Genomic DNA, 18,669 nt, shown 5'->3' on the forward strand with positions numbered 1-18,669 from the left:
ACGGCGCGTGGTCGCATCGGCGGAGACGGGATCCGTCCGTGGTTGTTAATCGATCGGCTCTGAGTGGGGGCGTTCAGGGGCGGTGCACTCGGGGGTGCGCCACGCCGACTGCCTGTCGAGTGTTATTGGGTTGATATGAGATGTTTTGGGGTGTTTTAGGATCTCGGTCGTCAAGGAAACAATTAGACCTGCCGGGTAAGTCCGGCTCCCGGCGTCCTCCGGCGGCCCCGCGGTTCTCCGGTCCTGCCGTGTTCCGCCGGTCGAGGCCGAAGAACACGCGGGGACAGCCGATGTGATCGGCGCCGTCGCCCGTTGCCACCCTCCGTGATCAGCCTCCCCCGTCTTCTACTGGCGTCGATGGATTCGGTGACCGGAGGTGGGCGCGCGGTGGACGAGCGAACGGCGGGAAACGTGGTGGCGGGATGGGAGCTGGCCCGGCGGTTGCCGTGGTGGACGGTCTGGTACGGCGAGCACACCGGGAGTTTCTGGGCGGTTCCCCGGGCCGGGCACCTGTCGGCCGTACCGCACATCGAGGCGGCGACCCCGCAGGAGCTGGAGCGCGCGGCCAGGCACATCGAGCATGTCGTCGCCCGGCGGGGAGCGCCGCCGTACGGCGAGCCGTCCGCCGGGGAGGCAGCCCCTTTCGGAAGGGAGGCGCGGGGCGGGCCACCGGGAGCCGGGAGTCCACCGCCGGGCCGTACGCCCCGGGGATCCCGGTGACCGTGGAGAGGGCGCTCGGCGAGCTCCGCCGTGAACTGCACGTTCTCGGGGTGCCGACCGAGGAGCGGGACGTTTTCTGGATGCGCTCCGGGGATCCGATGCTCAGTCTCGCGCCGGGCCTGGTCGTCTGGGTGGGTGCCGAGTGGTTCCGGTGGATCGGTGAGAGGTGCAGGTGGCGCTACCACGCGGTCGGCGACCCGGCCGGAGCGGCCCGTCTGATCCACCGAATCCACGGGCATCCCCGGGAGGAGCCGCCGGGAGGCGGCGGCGCCGCACAGCGGTGATCTCCCCGGGCTCGTCAATCCCGCTGCCTCCGGCCCGATGTTCGTCCGCGAGCACAGGGGCGCGGTGTCGCACCGCTCGGACTGAGACGTCTCGGGCGGACGTCAGGAGGGTCAGGCGGGGGAGGATGTCAAGGGAGCGGACGGTATCCCGCTCGTCGTCTCGGCGTGGTGCCTGGCGACGAGGGCCGCGTGGGTGGGGCCGTCCGGCGCATGGAAGAGGCGGTTGGAGGCGAACTCCTTACGCAGGACCGGCACCACCTCCTCGCCGAGGAAGTCGATCTGCTCAAGTACGGTCTTCAGTGGCAGCCCGGCGTGGTCCACCAGGAACAGCTGGCGCTGGTAGTCGCCGAAGGAGTCCCGGAAGGTGAGGGTCTTGTCGATGACCTCCTGGGGGCTGCCCACGGTGAGGGGGGTCTTCTCGGTGAACTCCTCCAGTGACGGACCGTGGCCGTAGACGGGCGCGTTGTCGAAGTAGGGGCGGAACTCGCGTACCGCGTCCTGAGAGTTGCGCCGGATGAAGACGTGACCGCCGAGTCCGACGACGGCCTGTTCGGGGGTGCCGTGCCCGTGGTGCGCGAAGCGCTCCCGGTACAGCTCGATCAGGCGCATGAAGTGCTCTCTCGGCCAGAAGATGTTGTTGGCGAAGAACCCGTCGCCGTAGCGGGCGGCCTGTTCGGCGATCTCCGGGCTGCGGATCGAGCCGTGCCAGACGAACGGCGGAACCCCGTCCAGCGGCCGGGGCGTCGAGGTGAACGCCTGAAGCGGTGTGCGGAAACGCCCCTCCCAGTCCACCACGTCCTTGTGCCACAACTCATGCAGCAGCGCGTAGTTCTCGATGGCCAGCGGGATGCCCTGACGGATGTCCTGCCCGAACCACGGGTAGACCGGCGCGGTGTTGCCGCGGCCCAGCATCAGGTCGACGCGTCCGCCGGCCAGATGCTGCAGCATCGCGAAGTCCTCGGCGATCTTGACCGGGTCGTTCGTGGTGATCAGGGTCGTGGATGTGGAGAGGATGAGCCGCTCGGTCCGCGCGGCGAGGTAGCCGAGCATGGTCGTCGGCGACGACGGCACAAAGGGCGGATTGTGATGCTCGCCGGTCGCGAAGACGTCGAGATCGACCTCCTCGGTCTTGAGGGCGATGGCGACCATCGCCTTGATCCGCTCGTGCTCGGTCGGCGCCCGGCCAGTGGTGGGGTCGACGGTGACGTCGCCCACCGTGAAGATCCCGAACTGCATCGTGCTCGTCCTCCTCACTGCCAAAAACTGTTAAGCGTTCAGCCGTTCCTGGTATTGCGAAGATCAACCCTATTCCCGCCTCCCGTCCGTCCCCCGTTCGCATCCGCCGTCAGGTCCGGTGCCCGTGAGGGGGCGAACTGTCCGGTCTTTCATCGGTGACCGTCAATCCTCGAGGGCGGTCGTCCACGAGCTGGAGGGCCGGGCCGTCGCGGAGCCGCAGTGGGGGCATCCGGTCGTGTGTGGAGACCACGTCGCCCGGCACGGCAGGGAGGTCTTCAAGGGCCGCGCCCGGGCCGCGGCCTGAGGGGCCGTCCGTGACGGCGCCTCAGGCCGCGACGTGTGTCACCGTCCGGGGTGTGCCCGGTGACCTCGCCGGAGGGACGGCATCCGCCCCTGCCGGAACACCGATGTCACCTCCGGCGGGAAGGACGAGGGTGGGTGAGCCACTGGTAGACGGCCGCGGTGGTCAGTCCGTAGACCAGGTGCGGGACGGCGTCGGCGACCCAGGAGGACGCCTCCCAGTCGCGCGGGTCGGTCAGCCCGAGCGCGGTGAGCGGGGTGTCGGAGGCGGACATCGCGGCCACGGACAGCCCGAGGGCGGCCACCGGCAGGGACGGGCGCCGGTCACGGGAGAGCAGGCCGTACAGCGCCCCGACCCCCAGACCCGTGGCGTATCCGAGCAGCGCGCCCAGGCCGTCACGGCGATTCTCACCGACGCCACCGGAGCCGAGGTCGACGCCGAGGCGCCCGGCGAGGTCGTCGGCGGCCTCGCCGGGCAGTTCGCTGGCCGGACGGCCGCGCACGGTCATGTCCAGGTAGGTGACGACGTTCAGCGCGGTGGTGCCCGCCGCGGCCGCGACGACCCCGGCCACCACATTCCGTCCGCATGACATGCGTGTTCCCCCCGAACGATCCCCGCCGCCCCTCGGACCCGCCTCCGAGGCGGTGACCAGGTGGATATTCCCGCCGATGCCATGACCAACCGCCGCCGTCCGCCGTCTCCGGTGACCCGCCCCGCGCTCCGTTACCGTCCCACGTCCCCTGTCACCGGCCCGCGTTCCGTGATCGGTTCCGTGCCCGGTGATCAGCCGCCGGGCACGGCGCGCCGCCGTTCCTCGTACAGCAGGCCGAGCCGGTCGATCCGCCAGAGCTGGGCGAGCACGACGAGCGTCATGCCGAAGACGGTCGGCCAGACGAGGAGGGCGATCAGGCCCCAGACCAGCAGCGCGAACCCGGCGACGCCCAGGGGGATCAGCAGCCGCAAGATCCCCCGATGCCCCTGCGGCACCTGATCGGGCTTGAGCAACCACAGTTTCTCACCGTAGATCCCCCTGGCGGCCCAGCCTCGCGGGGTCTCGATCGGCGGGAATACGTGCGGGTTCAGCCAGAGCCAGACGATCACGGCGGCGACCGGGAGCAGCGACCACCAGCCGATCCAGGTCCGGCTCCAGATGGCGAGGATCATCGCGGGGATCGCGGCGAAGCGTGTGTAGACGCTCCACGGGTTGGCGTGCCGCTTCCACGCCTCATCGGTCATACGGAAGGTGTCGGCCACCACGGTCAGTGGTTTCATGTCGGCCTCCAGGGGAGTGAGGGGCCGTGGGCCTGGTGAGGCCCACGGCGAGGGTACGGATGGTGGCCTCCAGCACCTCTCCGTAGGTGGCGCCGTAGTCCTCGCGATGCGCGACCACGAGCCCCACCGTCCGGAGCACGCTGATGAGGATCTCGGGTGCGAGGTCGTCCACGATGAGACCCTGACGTTGGCCGGAGCGGAGGAACTCGACCAGCGGTGCGACGACGTACGGGTTCACTCTGGCGACCTCGGCCTCACCCACCCGCCTGCTGACCGCGCGCAGCTCGTCGGGGTGGCTGAGCAGGCGCCGGTAGAAGGGGTCGTTCGACAGCAGGTCGGTCAGTGCCCGCATCACCTCCACCAAGGCCTCGGTGCCGGGGCGCCGGTCGACCGCCCTGGCCAGGGAGGCTCCGATGAGGGGGGCTCGGCGGACCATCACCTCCAGGTAGAGCGCCTCCTTGGAGTCGAAGAACGCATAAAAGCTGCTCTTGGCGATGCCCGCCGGAGCCACCAGCTCCTCCAGTGAGGTCTTCTTCACCCCGTGCGCGGCGAAGAGCCGCTCGGCGGTCTCCAGCAGGCACGCGGTGATGCGCTCGCGTTCTTCCGCGTCGAAGGCGACGGCCATGCTCTCCTCGCTAAAGCTATGAACAAATTATTTTTATGTTCATAGCCCACTCTACGGCAAGCCCCTGCGGTCTGTCGACGAGAACGTCGGCGGACGGATCCGTTTGGGGGGCGCGGGAGGCGGAAGTCCCCTGTGGCGGGGACTTTCGGCGGCTGCGCCGCCTGGCGGGGAATGATCGTATGAGAGATGACAATCACGGAGGTCGATATGACGGCACATGTAGTGGTGGGTACCGACGGCTCGTCCCCGGCGGACGCGGCGGTCGAGTGGGCGGCCGACGAGGCGGCCCGGCGCGGGTGCGCGCTGAGAATCGTTCATGTGTGCGAGCCGTGGGTCTACGACTCCTCGCACCGGACCGCGTCCGGCTTCCGCGACTCCCTGACGGAGCAGTCCCGGGCCGTGCTGGACGCCGCGGCGCGTCTGGCGGGTGAGCGGGTCCCGGGCCTCGCGGTGGACACGTCGATGGAGACCGGCCGGGTGGCCGAGGTCATGCGGCGCGAGGCCGAGGGCGCCGAGCTGGTCGTGGTGGGCAGCCGTGGGCGAGGCGGGTTCGCCGGGCTGCTGCTCGGCTCCGTATCCCTCGCGCTGGCCGGGCACGTGGCCACGCCGGTCGTGGTCGTCAGAGGAGAGCCCAAGCAGGTGTACGGAGAGGTCGTCGTGGGGTTCGACCAGTCCCCGGAGTCGGAGGCCGCACTGCGGTACGCCTTCCAGGAGGCCGTCCGCCGTGGTGCGCGGCTGCGTGCGATCCACTCCTGGGAGTTGCCCGTCCTGGCGGCGGGTGCCACCGCCTACACGCCGCTGGTCGAGGATGTCTTCGAGGCCGAGCGACGTCTGGCCGCGGACACCCTCGTTCCGTGGCGGGAGAGGTATCCGCAGGTCGAGGTGGAGGAGACGGTGCTCTACGGGCACCCGGTCCGCGACATCTGCGAGGCCTCGGCCGCTGCGGACCTCGTCGTGGTCGGGTCACGCGGGCTGGGCGGGTTCGGCTCGGCCGTACTGGGTTCGGTGAGTCACGGGGTGCTGCACCACGCCGGCTGTCCCGTCGCCGTGGTGCGCGCCGGGAAGGACGAGTGATCGGACGTCCGTAGGGGGCCCGCAAGTCCGCAAGCCCCGCAAGTCCGCAAGCCCGGAAGAAGGTGTGGCCGGGGAGGTGCTTCGCGGGGGACGTGACGGAGGTGTGCCGCAGGGGACGTGACCGGACGTTCATATGCAGGATGGTTGCTTTCGGATAGGTGATCACCGCCCTGGACAATTAGGACGAAAGTCCTCTTCAGCGAGGCCCGCCGGCCCTACGGCGGGCCTCCGGCGGTCCGAGATTCTTACGAGGACATCACTTGTGAGACGGAGCGCCCATGGACGTCTTGGACCTGTCACGCTGGCAGTTCGGGATAACGACGGTCTACCATTTTCTTTTCGTCCCGTTGACGATCGGCCTGTCGGTCATCGTGGCCGGATTGCAGACCGCCTGGTACCGCACCGGCAAGCCCGCCTACCTGCGGCTGACGAAGTTCTGGGGAAAGCTCTTTCTGATCAACTTCGCGATGGGCGTGGTCACCGGCATCGTGCAGGAGTTCCAATTTGGGATGAACTGGAGTGACTACTCCCGTTTCGTTGGTGATGTGTTCGGTGCTCCCCTGGCGATGGAGGGCCTGATGGCCTTCTTCCTGGAGTCCACCTTCCTCGGCCTGTGGATCTTCGGCTGGGACAGGCTGTCGCCCAGGCTGCACCTGGCGACGATCTGGGCGGTGGCGATCGGCACCAACCTGTCGGCCTACTTCATCCTGGCGGCCAACTCGTGGATGCAGCACCCGGTCGGCTACCGGTTCAACCCCGAGACCGGCCGGGCCGAGCTCACCGACATCTGGGCGGTGCTCACCAACTCCACCGCCCTGGTCACCCTTCCGCACGTCATCTTCGGCGCGTTCATCACCGCCGGGGCGTTCATCACCGGTGTCAGCGCCTGGCAGCTCCTGAAGAAGCGGCACATCGAGCTGTTCCGCACCTCGGCGCGGATGGCGATGACCGTCACCCTGGTCGCCTCGGTGGGCGTCGCCTTCAGCGGCCACTGGCAGGCGCAGATCATGACCGAGCAGCAGCCGATGAAGATGGCCGCGGCCGAGGCGCTCTGGGAGGACGAGTCCTCCGCGGGCTTCTCGATCTTCGCCGTCGGCGACGTCGCCCGCGGCCGCAACCACATCAACCTTCAGATCCCCTACGGTCTCAGCCTGCTGTCCACCAACACCCTGGACGGCCGGGTCGAGGGCATCAACGACGTCCAGGCCCGTTACGAGGCCCTGTACGGCCCCGGCGACTACCGGCCGATCATCGGCGTGGCCTACTGGTCCTTCCGGCTGATGATCGGGTTCGGTGTGCTGGCCGCGCTGCTCGCGGCGGCGGGTCTCTGGGTCACCCGGCGTGGCAGGCTCCCGGAGAATCCGTGGTTCCACCGGATCGCGATCTGGGGCATCGGCCTGCCGTTCCTGGCCAACTCCCTGGGGTGGATCTTCACCGAGATGGGCCGCCAGCCGTGGACCGTCTTCGGTGTCATGCGCACCGCGGCCGCGGTCTCGCCGGGTGTCGACATCCCCGAGGTCGCGATAACCCTGGTCGGCTTCACCCTGCTCTACGGCGTGCTCGCGGCGATCGAGGTCCGGCTGCTGCTGAAGTTCATCCGGATCGGTCCCGAGGACGAGCCCGGTCAGGAGTCCGCGGACGTCGCCCCCGCCCTTTCCTACTAAACCTCCCTTAATCGTGTTAAGGATTTCTACCAAGGACCGTTCATGGAACTCACCACCGTCTGGTTCCTGCTCATCGCCGTACTGTGGACCGGCTACTTCGTCCTGGAGGGCTTCGACTTCGGCGTCGGCGTCCTGCTGCCCTTCCTCGGCAGGGACGAGACCGACCGGCGGACGATCCTGGCCACCATCGGACCCGTCTGGGACGGCAACGAGGTCTGGCTGATAGTCGCCGGAGGCGCCACCTTCGCCGCCTTCCCCGAGTGGTACGCCACCCTGTTCTCCGGCTTCTACCTGCCGCTCTTCGCGATCCTGGTCGCCCTCATCCTGCGCGGGGTCGCCATCGAGTATCGAGGTAAGAGCGACAACCCGCGCGGCTGGGACCGCTCCATGTTCTTCGGCTCGCTGCTGCCGGCCTTCCTGTGGGGCGTGGCGTTCGCCAACATCGTCCGGGGCGTTCCGCTGGACGCCGACCACGAGTACACCGGTTCGCTACTCACCCTGCTCAACCCGTACGCGCTGCTGGGCGGCCTGGCCACGCTCACGCTGTTCACCCTGCACGGCGCGCTTTTCCTGACGCTGCGCACCGAGGGCGACCTGCGGGCGCGCGCCGCCACCCTGAGCAAACTGCTGACCCTGGCCGCGCTGGCCGTGGGCGGCGCCTTCCTGGTGATCACTCAGCTCACCGTGGGCAGGCCGGCCACCTGGGTCGTGGCCGGGATCGCCGCGGCGGGGATCGGGGCGTCGCTGCCCGCCACCCTGCGCGGCCGGGACGGCTGGGCGTTCACCGCCAGCGCGGTGGCGATCGTCGCGGTCACCGTCACCCTCTTCGGCAACCTCTGGCCCAACGTGATGCCCGCGCTGGATCCGGCCAACAGCCTGACCGTCGACAACGCCTCCTCCACCCCGTACACGCTGGAGGTGATGACCTGGGTCGCGGTCATCTTCACCCCCCTCGTGCTGGCCTACCAGGGCTGGACCTACTGGATCTTCCGCCGTCGGCTCACCCGGAGCAGGCCGTAGCCGGTCCGCGGAGGGTGCCGTCGTGTCTCCGGCGCCCTCCGCCGGTACCGGACCCGGCGGGTGGTGCGGGGTGGGCGATCTCCGTCTCCGGCGTCCTCCCTGATCGGGATCCGGCTCCCGGCCCGGTTCCGCGATCGGGGAAGACGGGTTCTAGCAGCGGACCCGGATGCCGGCCATCTGGTCGGTGCGGACGGTGATGAAGTGGTCGCGGCCGTCGGGCATCCACGGAATCAGCGGAAGTCCCGACAGCCGCGCGATCTCCTTGGGGGCGTGGACCGCCCGCGCGTGCCCGACCACGGTGACCGACCAGCCGGTACGCATCGCGGTGTCGAAGTCGTCGGCCTCGAAGGCCACCACGGCGTCGATCGCCGCCGTGGCCAGCTTCGAGCCCGCCGTCGTGCGGATCACGATCTCCGTACCGTCCAGGCAGAAGGCCACGGGCTGGACCGCGGGCAGAGCGCGATCGGTGAAGACGATTCGTCCGATCGGGACGGAGGAGAGGAGCTCTCCGCACTCCTGGCGGGAGAGTGCCTGCGAACCGGTGGAGTCGAGCTTCATATTTCCAGCCTGCCCGAGGTGGGGAGGGCTGTTCAGGGCCGAAGGTCCCGTCATTCGTGACGATCTGCCTTCATCCGGGCTGCCAGCGCCGCCACCTGGGTACGGCGCTGCATGCTGAGCTTGGCCAGCAGGTTCGAGACGTAGTTCTTGACGGTCTTCTCGGCCAGGAACATCCGCTCGCCGATCTGCCGGTTGGTCATGCCCTCGCCGATCAGCTCCAGGATGAGACGCTCCTGGTCCGACAGGGCCGCGAGCGGATCCTTCACGCTCGCCTGGTCGCGCAGGCGCCGAAGCATGCTGGAGGTGGTCTGCGGGTCCAGCAGCGACTGGCCGGTGGCCACCGTCCGCACCGCCCCGACCAGGTCCGAGCCGTGGATCTGCTTGAGCACGTATCCCGCGGCGCCCGCCATCACCGCGTTGAACAGGGCCTCGTCGTCGGCGAACGAGGTCAGCATCAGGCAGGCCAGCTCCGGCATCTTGGACCGGACCTCGCGGCACACGTCCACACCGCTGCCGTCGGGCAGCCGCACGTCCAGGACCGCCACGTCCGGCCGGAGCGCCGGAATGCGGGCCACCGCCGACTCCACGGTCCCGGCCTCACCGATGACCTCGATGTCGTTCTCCGACTCCAGCAGCGCGGCCACGCCTCGCCGTACCACCTCGTGATCGTCTACCAGGAAAACGCGAATCATGTTCCGCACGCTATTGCCTTTCCGGCCCGCGTGGGTAGAGGCCGGCTCCCGGTCCGATGAGACCCCGGCCCCGTCCACGCCCGTGACCCGGATCACAAGGGTCATGCGGTTCGGCCGGTGAGGCGGGCGGCGTGGACCGTGGCGGCTCCGCCTTCTTACCGGGATCGCCGGTTGCCGCCGGTGGTGTGGAGGCGGTGAAGGTCGAGGATCGGCTGCAGGAACCAGAGGCAGCCGGCGGTCAGAGCCACCGCGCCGCCGAAGAGCACGGCGGGCAGGTTGCCGACGGCGATCTCGATGACCAGCGAGATCGCACTGGTCATCGAGACCACCAGGGCGGCCATGCCGACGGTGCCGATCCGGTTGGCCCGGCGGAGCATCTTCTCCTTCAGCGGGGTTCGGAAGAGCAGTAGATGCTGGGCCGCGGGGGTGATGAAGCACACCGAGGTCAGGGCGCTGCTGAGCAGCGCGACGAAGAACAGCCACCGGCCGGTCGGGGTGACCTTCGGAAAACCGGCCTGGAAGGGAAGGGTGAGCAGGAAGGCGAACAGCACCTGGACCCCGGTGACGGAGACGCGTAACCCCTGAAGGAGCTCGCCCAGCTCCCGGTCTATCCGCGCCTTGCTGCTCTCACCGGGCTCGGGGGCCTCATTTCCAGAGAGGCTCCCGTTCACCTGATCTGTCCAGAACGCATGGAATGTGACCTTCGGCCTGTCGAGTCGATGATGCGCTGAGGCGTGGAGTCCGGGCAACCCTGCGCGCGTCGAGAGGTCTCGGCGGGACGGCCCTCCCGTCTCCGGCAGCCCCGCCACTCCTGGGCGCGTTACTGCCCGGCCCTCCGCACGTGCATCCCGAGCCGGGGCGAGCGGGGCCTGCCGGAGACCCTCACGACGGGCCGGTCGGACGGCCGGTCAGAGCTTCACCGGTAGCCGTTCCAGCCGCCACGAGGCGGGTATCGGCTGGCGCCGTAGATCCGCGGGGGCGACGGCGAGGGCGAGATCGGGGAAGCGGCGCAGCAGTGCCCCCAGCGCGACCTCACCCTCCTGGCGGGCCAGCGCCGCGCCCAGGCAGTAGTGCAGGCCGTACCCGAACCCGAGGTGGTTCTCCCGGCGACCGTCCGGCTCCCGGGTGATGTCGAGCCGCTCCGGGGCGTCGAACTCGCGCGGGTCGTAGTTGGCGCTCACCAGTACCGCCATCACGGGCTCACCCTGCCGCACCCGCATGCCGCCGATCTCGACGTCCTCGGACGCGTAACGGAGCTGCGTCCCCTGGACGGGGCCGCACCAGCGCATGAGCTCGTGGACGGCGCGGGGGGTCAACGCCGGATCGCTCCGGAGCAGGGCGAGCTGATCGGGGTGCGTGAGCAGGGCGGCGACACCGTTGCCGATCAGGTGGGCGGTGGTCTCGTGCCCCGCCAGGATCAGGGTCAGGACCATGGTGATCATCTCAGCGTCGCTGAGCCGGTCGCCGTCCTCGTCGTGGGTGCGGATCAGCCCGGTGAGCAGATCGTCGGTGGGGGTGACGCGTCGCCGTTCGATCAGCGCGTTTATGCCCTCGACGAGGCTCCGCAGCGTGGCCGCGAAGTCCTCCGGCTCCATGGTCATCAGGGATTTGCCCCACTCCCGCCACTGCGGGCGGTCCTCTTCGGGGATGCCGACCAGTTCGCAGATGACGGTGATCGGCAGGGGATAGGCGAAGTGCTCGATCAGGTCGACGACGCCGTCCTGGGCCATGCCTTCGAGCCGGTCGAGGAGATTCTCGGTGATCTCCTCGACCCGTGGCCGAAGCTCCATGACCCGGCGCGCGGTGAACGTGCGGGACACGAGTTTGCGGAGCCGGATGTGGTCGGCGCCGTCGGCGGCGAGGACGCTCTTCGTCACGTACGGCATGTACTCCTCAGGGACCCCGCGAGCCCGAAGCTGCCTGTCGCGGGTGTTCCGCACGTCCAGCCCCGGCACGTTCGCCGGGTCGTTGACGAACCGGGGGTCGCTCAGCACCCGCTTGACGTCGTCGTACCGGGTCACCAGCCAGATCGGCGCCTCGGGGTCGAAGAGAACGCTCCGGACCAGGGGGGCCCTCTCACGCATCGTGGAGTACTCCCCGAAGGGGTCCTCCAGCAGACCGGGGTCCATGAGGTTCACCGGGGCGAGGGCGCCGGTCGTGTCGGACTCCGTCGAAGCGCTCATTGTTTCCCTCCTCGGGGCATCGGGTGAGTTTCCGCCTGCTGACTTCCGCGTGTTCTCTGCTGCGTTCCCGTACATTCTCGTGCGCCGGATCCGGCGTGCGTCCCGGCGGCCCGCCGCATTCCGTGTCCGGCCTGTCGTGCCCGATTAACCGCACCTGTCCTGTTGTGCCACCATACGCGCTGGTTCTGTATTCCCGAGTGATCGTGCCCACTTTCGCCGCCCCCGGAAACCTCATTCGATGTTCGCCGAAAAAGGAAATCGGTGACGGATCCCCGGCCGATTCCGGTGACGGCCTGGACGGGGGCCTGCTGGGGCGGGGTTTCCGCTACGACGTGGTATGGCAGTCGCTTCAGGGGGTGGCGGAGCGTCGGCGGGCGGGCCGGCCCTGGAACGGCGTCGCCCGGGGAGACCCGGACAGGGCGGTACCGTTCGGTGGCTTCGGCGGCGGGAAATGCGAATGGTTCCGGCGTGGCCGGAGTCACCGGCGCACCCGGTGGGCCCGGGGAAATCGGCGGTCGGATGTCAAGTTCTGCCGGATAAGGACTGGAATCCTGAAATTGTGGCAGGATTCGGACGTTCATTGGATATTTCGTTTATTCAAACCATCTGTGATTGGCTGGTTTCGAGCGGTATGATCGCGTCTGTTGGGATTCGGGAGATCACGGGTCGAGGCGACGCGATCGAGCGCCCGAAACCCCAAGGGGCGGATCCCACGCGGTGCGGCACCCGTGAGACGGTCTCCGAACAGCGGAAGCCGCAGGCGCGGGACGGCGCCCGAGCACGCCTGACCCCGGTCGCGTCGGCTGTTCCGTGGAGGAAACGGTTGTTCCGTGACCGCGCGAGGCTGAGGGCTCGCCGAAAGGGTTTTCCCGTTAGACGATCAAGTCGGCCGAGGGCCGCGGCGAAGGTGTGAGGGACGTGTCACGGAGTCGACGCGGTCCCGGGCGGGACGCCGCCCCTGATTGTCGGTGACGGGCGTTAACGTTCCGCGCATCATGGTCGCAGGCGTCAAACCCCTGCGACGTCGGCGATCCGCGCGTGACGAGAGGATGGGACCGTTGGGTTGGCTGTCGGCGGGTGACGGGTATGAGGTCGCCCTGGTGGAGGGCCGGGTGGTGGCGAGGGCCACCGCGGGCCGGGCGGCGGGACGACGGCTGAAGTCGCTGCCGAAACAGGTGCGGGAGCATCCCGAGGTGGAGCGGCTGCGCCGTTTCGCCGAGTGGCTTGACCGGCACGCCGCGGCCTGTGTGGCACAGGTCGACACCTGGATGGTGTCCTCCCTGCCCGTTCCCACCGGGCTGATAGCCGAGGTCTGGGCGGACGAGGCGTGGCGGTCGGTGCTGCGTGACCTCGTGGTGGTCGGTGACGATCCGGAGGAGGCGGGCTTCCTGCGGGACGTCACCGCCTCCGGCGAGCTACGGGTGGTGAACCTGGACGGTGAGACCGTCCGGCTCTCCCCGGTGGCCGTGACGCTGCCGCACCCCGTGCTCCTGCCCGACCTGCGGGAGCTGCGGGAGTTCGCCGCGGAGCTGGGTGTGGTCCAGCGGGTCGAGCAGATCCACCGGGCGACCTGGATCAGACCGGCCGGGCTCGCGGAGAGCGCGGACGAGGTGGCGGAGTTCGCCGGAGGAAGGTTCGACTCCCGGTTCGGTCTCGCGGCCCGGGCCACCTCCCTCGGCTACCGGGTGTCGGGAGGCTACGCCACCTGCGCGGCGCGTGACGCGGGAGGCGCCACCGAGGCCCTGGTGTGGATCGGCGAACCCTACTGGGACGGCGACACCGAGACCGGAAACCTGACCTGGAACGGTCTGGGCGGCGAGCGGCTGCCGCTGCGGCAGGTCGGCCCGGTCTCCTGGTCCGAGGGGATGCGGATGGCCTCGGCGCTGTACGCCGGACGGACGGTAGAAGAAGGAAGGGACGTATGAACGGCGCCATGCCGTCGGCGGAGGCCGGAGCACGGGAACTGCTCGAAGCGGGGGCGGTGCTCGCCCCGGGCACGGAGGGCGGCGGTGAGCGGGCGGTGCCGCTGACCGCGCGGGCCTACCGGCACCCGGGGCTGGACGGCCGGACAGTGGTGCGCCTCGTCGCCGGGGAACTGGGCGCGGCCGAGGACGCGGCGGCGGGCTTCCTCGGCCTGGAGCCGGCCGGGGAGCCGGTCGTGGTCGGGCTGGGGCTGCGGCGCTCGCTCGGCTTCCCGGAGTGGGTGCTGGTGCACCACCCCCACGACGGCCATCACGCGCTCGCCGTGGTTCCGGAGCTGGAGCGCACGGCCAGGCAGGCGAAGGCCCGGCCGAAGGCCGCCCTGGACGCCTACCAGCGGCTCGCCGCGCAGCTCGCCGCGTCCGTCCCGCACTTCCTGCCCACGTTCTTCGAGCAGGCGGGCCGGCTGTTCCTCACGGTGGACAACCCCACCTACGCGGCCCAGATGTTCACCCAGGCGCGCAGGGCGGAGGCGGAGCACGGCCTGCCCGTCGACGAGGAGCGGCTCGACGCGGTGTTCCTGGAGTTCGCGCTCGCCGGGGCGCTGCCGGTGAAGGCGCTGTCCGGGTACGCCAGGGAGCTGGCCGCCCGGGTGCCCGCGGACGAGGCCCTGCGCAGGTTCCGTGGGCTGTGCGCGCGCCGTACGGCGGGCGGCCTGTCGCCGTCGGCACGGATGGCCGACGACCTGCGCCGCCTGGCCAGGGCCGCGGGCCGGGACGCGAATGCCGAGGAACAGTCCTACCTGGTCGAGCTGCTCGGCCTGCCCGCCACTCTCGGCGCGCCGCTCGGCTGGTGGAAGGCGCACCGAGTGGCCCTGGTCGCGCTGGGCCGCCGGGATCCGGCGGTCCGCGGGACGCTGCTGAACCTGATGCCCCGCGGCGGCGACGACGAGATGCCCGCCTTCTGGCTGGAACTGCTGGAGGAGTCGGGGGCCGCCGCGGGGCTGGGCGAAGGGGAGGTGCCCGAGCCGGAGCGATCCGCCGACGGCACGGCCGGCTGGCTTGAGCGCTTCCTGCAGATCTGGAGTCCCAGCTGGCGGGGCGAGTCACGGCTGCCCGGTCTGTACGCGCTGGTGGAGCGGGTGGCCGGACGGCTGCGCACCGAACTCGCCGAGTCGGGCCGGGCCGTGACGGCCCCCACCGAGGTCGAACTGCTTGACCTGCTGCTGGCGCTTGACGTGCCGGTGGCCGACCCCGACGCGGACGCGTGGCTGCTGCTGGAGTCGTGGGCGCGGAGCCAGGGCGGCCGCGACCTGCTCGCCCTGGCCGCCACCCCCAGGTTCCGGCCCGCCTTCCACCGCGCCGCCGACCGGTTCGCCGACGACGAGGACGGCCGGCGGGCCGTACGCCGCCTGGCCGCGTCTCCCGGTGGCAGGTCGATGCTGGCGGAGTGGATGAGGACGGTCGTCCGGCGTTCGTCCGCCACGGGTCTGCCGGGGCTGCCCGACGCTCTCAGACGGCTGACCTGGCTGCCCGCCGAGGCGCTGGTCCTCGCCGCGGAGGAGGTCGCCGAGGCCGCCCGGGCCGACCTCGCCTCCGAGCTCGCCAGGACACTGCGCGGCGGGCTCCTCGACGAGCTGGGCTGGCCGGCCTGGGAGGAGGCGGTCGCCACGCTCGTCAGGCCGAAGGACCTCGGAGAGATCGAGGTCGCCGACGCGTGGCCGAACCTGATCGTCTCGGGTCCCGCCCAGGTGAGGGTCATCGGCGTCGAGGGCACCGTGCTCACCCACGACCTGCGCAGGCCACCGGACGACGTCTACGGCGCCCCCGGCTTTCACCACGTGGACGGCGAACTGCTCGTCTACTGGCGCTCCTCCGGCGCGGGTGACTCGCTCCGCGGCTACTGGCACTCCTCCGCCGGGACCTTCCGGCCGATGGAGGCGCCGGACAGCACGTGGATGCTCCGTACCGACACGGTCACCCTGCCGCTGCCCGGCGGCGGCCGGACCACGGGCGCCGGGGTGCTGCATCCGGGGGACGCCACCGTGCCCACCCGGGCCCGGCTGATCGGCGACGGGACCTCGTTCTGGGTGTGGGACCAGCAGCGTGAGGGCTGGCGGGAGTACGACCCGTCCAGCATGGCGTACGGCCGGCTGAGCATGCCCGGTTTCCTCGCCGACGCGCCACTCTCGGCTCCGGCGGGCAGCGCCTTCCACAGCGGGTGGCTGCTGCCCGCCGGGACCGAGGAGGCCACCCCGGTGGGCGTCCCGGTGAACGGCCTGCTCGGCTGGCGGGTGGTCCGGCTGCCCGACGGATCGCTGCGCGGTGACGATCTCGCCGGGCGCACCGTCACCCTGGACGGTGGCCCGGATGGGCCCGGCCTGCCGGCGTGCGCCGTGACCCTCCCCGGTGACGACCGGCCACGCACCCTCGTTCGGAACCACCGCCAGGTCAAGCTGATCGACCCGTCGGGGGTCGTCGTCGGGACGGCCACCATGGAGAGCGCCCCCGGGGCGTTCGCGGCGGGCACCACGATGCTGCCGCCGCTGCGTTACTGGTGGTGCCTGCGACCCCGCGACCCGGCGGGTTCCGCGGCCCTGCGCGGGATCGACGGGGAGACGGCGGCCGCTCTGCTGAAGGCCGCCGTCTGGGTGGAGTCCGAGCACTCCGGGCGGTCGGCCCACTCTCCGGACCCCCGGCGGTCCACCCCCCGGGCCCAGGCCATATCGCCCGCGCACCCCGGCCGGTCCGCGCGGGAGGAGTTGCGGGGGCTCGTCCGGGCTCTGCTGCCCCAGGTCCGCGATGACGCGTTGATCGCCGGGATCGCCGGGGTGGCGCGGTTCGCCGCCGCCCAGCGGATCACCCTGGACACCGTGGCGGCCCGGCTTACCCACGCCCTCGCCGGAGGGCAGGAGGAACAGTGGGCGGCCGGTCCCTCCGACCAGTTGCTCACCCGCGCGCTCAGCGGTCTCGGCGTCTCCGGCCCATGGTGGTACGGCCAGGCGTGCCACAACGCCTTTCAGCAGATACGTGTGATCGCCCAGGCGCTGCGGGCCGCCTCACAGCACGCGGCGCACGCGGCCTCCGGCCCCGTGGCCCGTCTCCACTTCGACGGACCGCGGCTGCCGAACACCTCGCTGGAGTGGGAGCCGCTGCTCGACCGGTGCGCGGCGGTCGCCTACCGGGTGGCGTCGGCGGCGTTCGAGCCGGAGCACGCGGACGCGCTGCGCGAGCTGCTGCACGAGCTCGACGCGCTCGGGCTGACCTCGGCCGCCGAGCCCGCCCGGTGGCGCCGACTGTCGCTGCACCTCGACGAGAGCCTGCTCGTCGACGCCGGGGGAGACCGGCGGGACGGCAGCTGGTGCGGGGTGCTTCCACTGCCCGGCGGCGCGTTCGTCGTCTTCCAGGACGCCAAGACGGAGAGCGGCGGCTGCCGGTTCGCCGCCCTCTTCCACGACCCCGCCCGCCGGTTCGACGTTCCCCACCCCTACACCGTGCGCTCCTCGGGCCCGGTCGGCGAGGGGCGGGGAACGGGGTGGCTCGCGGAGTTCCTGACCCTCCGCGCCGAACACGGCCCGGCTCCCTGGCGCCCGGAGGCGGCCGAGGAGTTCGCCCGGCTCACCGGGGTGACCCCGACGGCCGCCCGGCTGATCGTGGCGGGCCTGCCGTACGTGGACAGTCATGAACGGGCCTTCCTGCCCGCCGGATCGCGGACCGCGCTCGGGTTGAAGGCGGCCGACGCCGCCGTCGCCAGGGACGAACTGCGCGATGTGGACGCCGACATCCGGCGGGAGGTCGTCGCGGCGCTGCTGCCCGTGCGCCCGGCCGCGCTCTGGACGGACGGCCCGGACATCGCGGCCGCCGCACGGGTGTGGAACACCCGGGTCGGCCGGCGGGCTGCCGTTCCCGAATGGATCGTCGCGGAGGCGGCCCGTGCGGTACGGACGTCGTGGGAGCCGGGCCGGGCCCTGCCCGCCCTGATCGACCCCGCCTCGGCGCCGGAACTGAGCCGGGATCTGCGCTGGAGGGTGCACCGCGACCGCGTCTCCCCGGCCGAGGACGGCGCCACCGGGTTCACCGAGTCCACGCTGGTCGGGGTCGCCGCCCTGACGTCCTGGTTGGCTCACCGGCTCCCGGCCGGAGACCCTGTGCGGGCCGTGCTGCCCGCGGCGCTGGCCGCGGTCCGGGACCGGCTGGCCAACCCTGACCTGATGCTCAGCCTGGGCCGCTACGTCAACCTTCCCGGCTTCCGTCAGGTGGCCGGGGCCCCCACCGAGGTCGCCGAGGGCTGGGAGCGCTACGGTGCCGTGATCATGGCCACCCACGACGACCAGCCGGCGCCGGGCATCCGCATGGCTCTGCTGGGCGACTTCGGGGACGACCCCTACCTGCCCGCCCTGCGCGCCCTGGCAGGGGACGCGGGAGAGCCGTTCCCGGTGGAGTTGGCCCTGCGCACGGTCCGTGCCCCGTGTTTCGCGGCACTCCTCGCCGACCCCGGTGATCCGGTGGCGGGGGAGCGGGCGGCCGACGGCACCTGGTGGCCACAGGATCCCGGCCGCTCCGTGCCCGCGCTGGTCGCCCAGGTCGCTCAGGAGCACGGTCTCGGCCAGGACGCCGCCGCACTCTACCTGGTGCTGCTCGCGATGCCGGATCCCACCGACAAGAACGTCACCCGGTGGACGGGCTGGAAGACCGCCCGGTTCAAGACGGCCCGCGCCGAACTGGCCACCACCGATCTGGTGGTCGAGGCCAGCCGGATCCGGGCGGGCCGCTCGCTCTTCCTCCCGGGGGCCTGGCTGGACCTCAAGGCTCCGCGTATCCCGCTGGAGGAGTGGAAGGTCCCCCTGTTCGACCTGATCAGTGAGAGGACCGCGCAGCTGGGGGTGATCGTGCCCACCGAGCCGGTCGCCGCTCTTTACACCAGGGCATGGCGGCGGGTCCGCGACGGTGACATTCCCCGGCTCGAAGAGCTCCGGGTGCGGCGCGGCAGACGTCGCTGATCCGGACGCCTCCGGGACACGGGTGCGGCGCCGTCCCGTCCGCCGCCGCACCCGCCTGGGTCGGTCCTCCGGCGGACTTTCCCCGCCCCGTCTTCCCCCGGCAGGTCCGCCGCCGCCCGGG

Annotated in this window: 15 protein-coding genes; 7 read left to right on the forward strand and 8 right to left on the reverse strand. The window is 71.0% G+C overall.

What is annotated here, in order from left to right; all coding sequences use genetic code 11:
• Positions 1–387: 387 nt before the first annotated feature.
• Entirely contained in the window at positions 388–720 is a 333-nt protein-coding gene (locus ACWEF2_RS24140; RefSeq protein WP_453818628.1) for a hypothetical protein, read from the forward strand.
• Positions 717–1,004 (forward strand): hypothetical protein, encoded by a 288-nt coding sequence (locus ACWEF2_RS24145; RefSeq protein WP_453818629.1) that lies wholly within the window; start codon positions 717–719, stop codon positions 1,002–1,004. Before ACWEF2_RS24140 ends, ACWEF2_RS24145 begins: the two co-directional genes overlap by 4 nt.
• Positions 1,005–1,115: 111 nt before the next feature.
• On the opposite strand, the gene ACWEF2_RS24150 is transcribed toward ACWEF2_RS24145, so the two are convergent.
• The 4 genes from ACWEF2_RS24150 to ACWEF2_RS24165 all read right to left on the reverse strand — a co-directional run bounded on the left by ACWEF2_RS24150 (position 1,116) and on the right by ACWEF2_RS24165 (position 4,438).
• Positions 1,116–2,240 (reverse strand): LLM class flavin-dependent oxidoreductase, encoded by a 1,125-nt coding sequence (locus ACWEF2_RS24150; protein WP_453818630.1) that lies wholly within the window; start codon positions 2,238–2,240, stop codon positions 1,116–1,118.
• 410 nt (positions 2,241–2,650) lie between these two features.
• Positions 2,651–3,133: a hypothetical protein gene (locus ACWEF2_RS24155; protein WP_453818631.1), complete on the reverse strand. Its 483-nt coding sequence runs from the start codon at positions 3,131–3,133 to the stop codon at positions 2,651–2,653.
• A 191-nt stretch (positions 3,134–3,324) separates the two neighbouring features.
• Complete coding sequence (locus tag ACWEF2_RS24160; RefSeq protein ID WP_453818632.1) at positions 3,325–3,813, reverse strand: DUF6653 family protein; 489 nt, start codon at positions 3,811–3,813, stop codon at positions 3,325–3,327.
• Positions 3,767–4,438, reverse strand: a complete 672-nt coding sequence (locus ACWEF2_RS24165) for a TetR/AcrR family transcriptional regulator (RefSeq protein WP_453818633.1) — start codon at positions 4,436–4,438, stop codon at positions 3,767–3,769. The genes ACWEF2_RS24160 and ACWEF2_RS24165 overlap by 47 nt, the downstream gene beginning before the upstream one ends.
• A 207-nt stretch (positions 4,439–4,645) precedes the next feature.
• Between ACWEF2_RS24165 and ACWEF2_RS24170 the strand changes: the two genes are divergently transcribed.
• From ACWEF2_RS24170 to cydB, 3 genes are all read left to right on the forward strand, one after another.
• Complete coding sequence (locus tag ACWEF2_RS24170) at positions 4,646–5,512, forward strand: universal stress protein (protein ID WP_453818634.1); 867 nt, start codon at positions 4,646–4,648, stop codon at positions 5,510–5,512.
• A 278-nt stretch (positions 5,513–5,790) separates the two neighbouring features.
• The gene (locus tag ACWEF2_RS24175) at positions 5,791–7,176 is read left to right on the forward strand and encodes a cytochrome ubiquinol oxidase subunit I (protein ID WP_453818635.1); all 1,386 of its coding nucleotides are present in this window, start codon (positions 5,791–5,793) and stop codon (positions 7,174–7,176) included.
• A 42-nt stretch (positions 7,177–7,218) separates the two neighbouring features.
• A complete protein-coding gene (cydB, locus tag ACWEF2_RS24180) occupies positions 7,219–8,196 on the forward strand; it encodes a cytochrome d ubiquinol oxidase subunit II (protein WP_453818636.1) in 978 nt (325 codons plus the stop codon).
• 150 nt (positions 8,197–8,346) lie between these two features.
• Here cydB and ACWEF2_RS24185 read toward each other — a convergent pair whose 3' ends face one another.
• The 4 genes from ACWEF2_RS24185 to ACWEF2_RS24200 all read right to left on the reverse strand — a co-directional run bounded on the left by ACWEF2_RS24185 (position 8,347) and on the right by ACWEF2_RS24200 (position 11,629).
• Positions 8,347–8,754 carry a pyridoxamine 5'-phosphate oxidase family protein gene (locus ACWEF2_RS24185; protein WP_453818637.1) on the reverse strand — a complete coding sequence of 136 codons (408 nt, stop codon included), beginning with the start codon at positions 8,752–8,754 and terminating at the stop codon, positions 8,347–8,349.
• Between the two features lie 50 nt (positions 8,755–8,804).
• Entirely contained in the window at positions 8,805–9,446 is a 642-nt protein-coding gene (locus ACWEF2_RS24190) for a response regulator transcription factor (RefSeq protein WP_355598978.1), read from the reverse strand.
• 155 nt (positions 9,447–9,601) lie between these two features.
• On the reverse strand, positions 9,602–10,117 hold the full coding sequence (locus tag ACWEF2_RS24195; protein ID WP_453818638.1) for a DUF6328 family protein: 516 nt from the start codon (positions 10,115–10,117) through the stop codon (positions 9,602–9,604).
• Positions 10,118–10,354: 237 nt separating this feature from the next.
• On the reverse strand, positions 10,355–11,629 hold the full coding sequence (locus ACWEF2_RS24200; RefSeq protein ID WP_453818639.1) for a cytochrome P450 family protein: 1,275 nt from the start codon (positions 11,627–11,629) through the stop codon (positions 10,355–10,357).
• A gap of 1,058 nt (positions 11,630–12,687) precedes the next feature.
• Between ACWEF2_RS24200 and ACWEF2_RS24205 the strand changes: the two genes are divergently transcribed.
• A complete protein-coding gene (locus ACWEF2_RS24205) occupies positions 12,688–13,554 on the forward strand; it encodes a DUF4132 domain-containing protein (RefSeq protein ID WP_453818640.1) in 867 nt (288 codons plus the stop codon).
• Positions 13,551–18,548 carry a DNA-binding protein gene (locus ACWEF2_RS24210; protein ID WP_453818641.1) on the forward strand — a complete coding sequence of 1,666 codons (4,998 nt, stop codon included), beginning with the start codon at positions 13,551–13,553 and terminating at the stop codon, positions 18,546–18,548. The genes ACWEF2_RS24205 and ACWEF2_RS24210 overlap by 4 nt, the downstream gene beginning before the upstream one ends.
• Positions 18,549–18,669: the final 121 nt, after the last annotated feature.

The sequence above is a fragment of the Streptosporangium sp. NPDC004631 genome, from assembly GCF_053601935.1.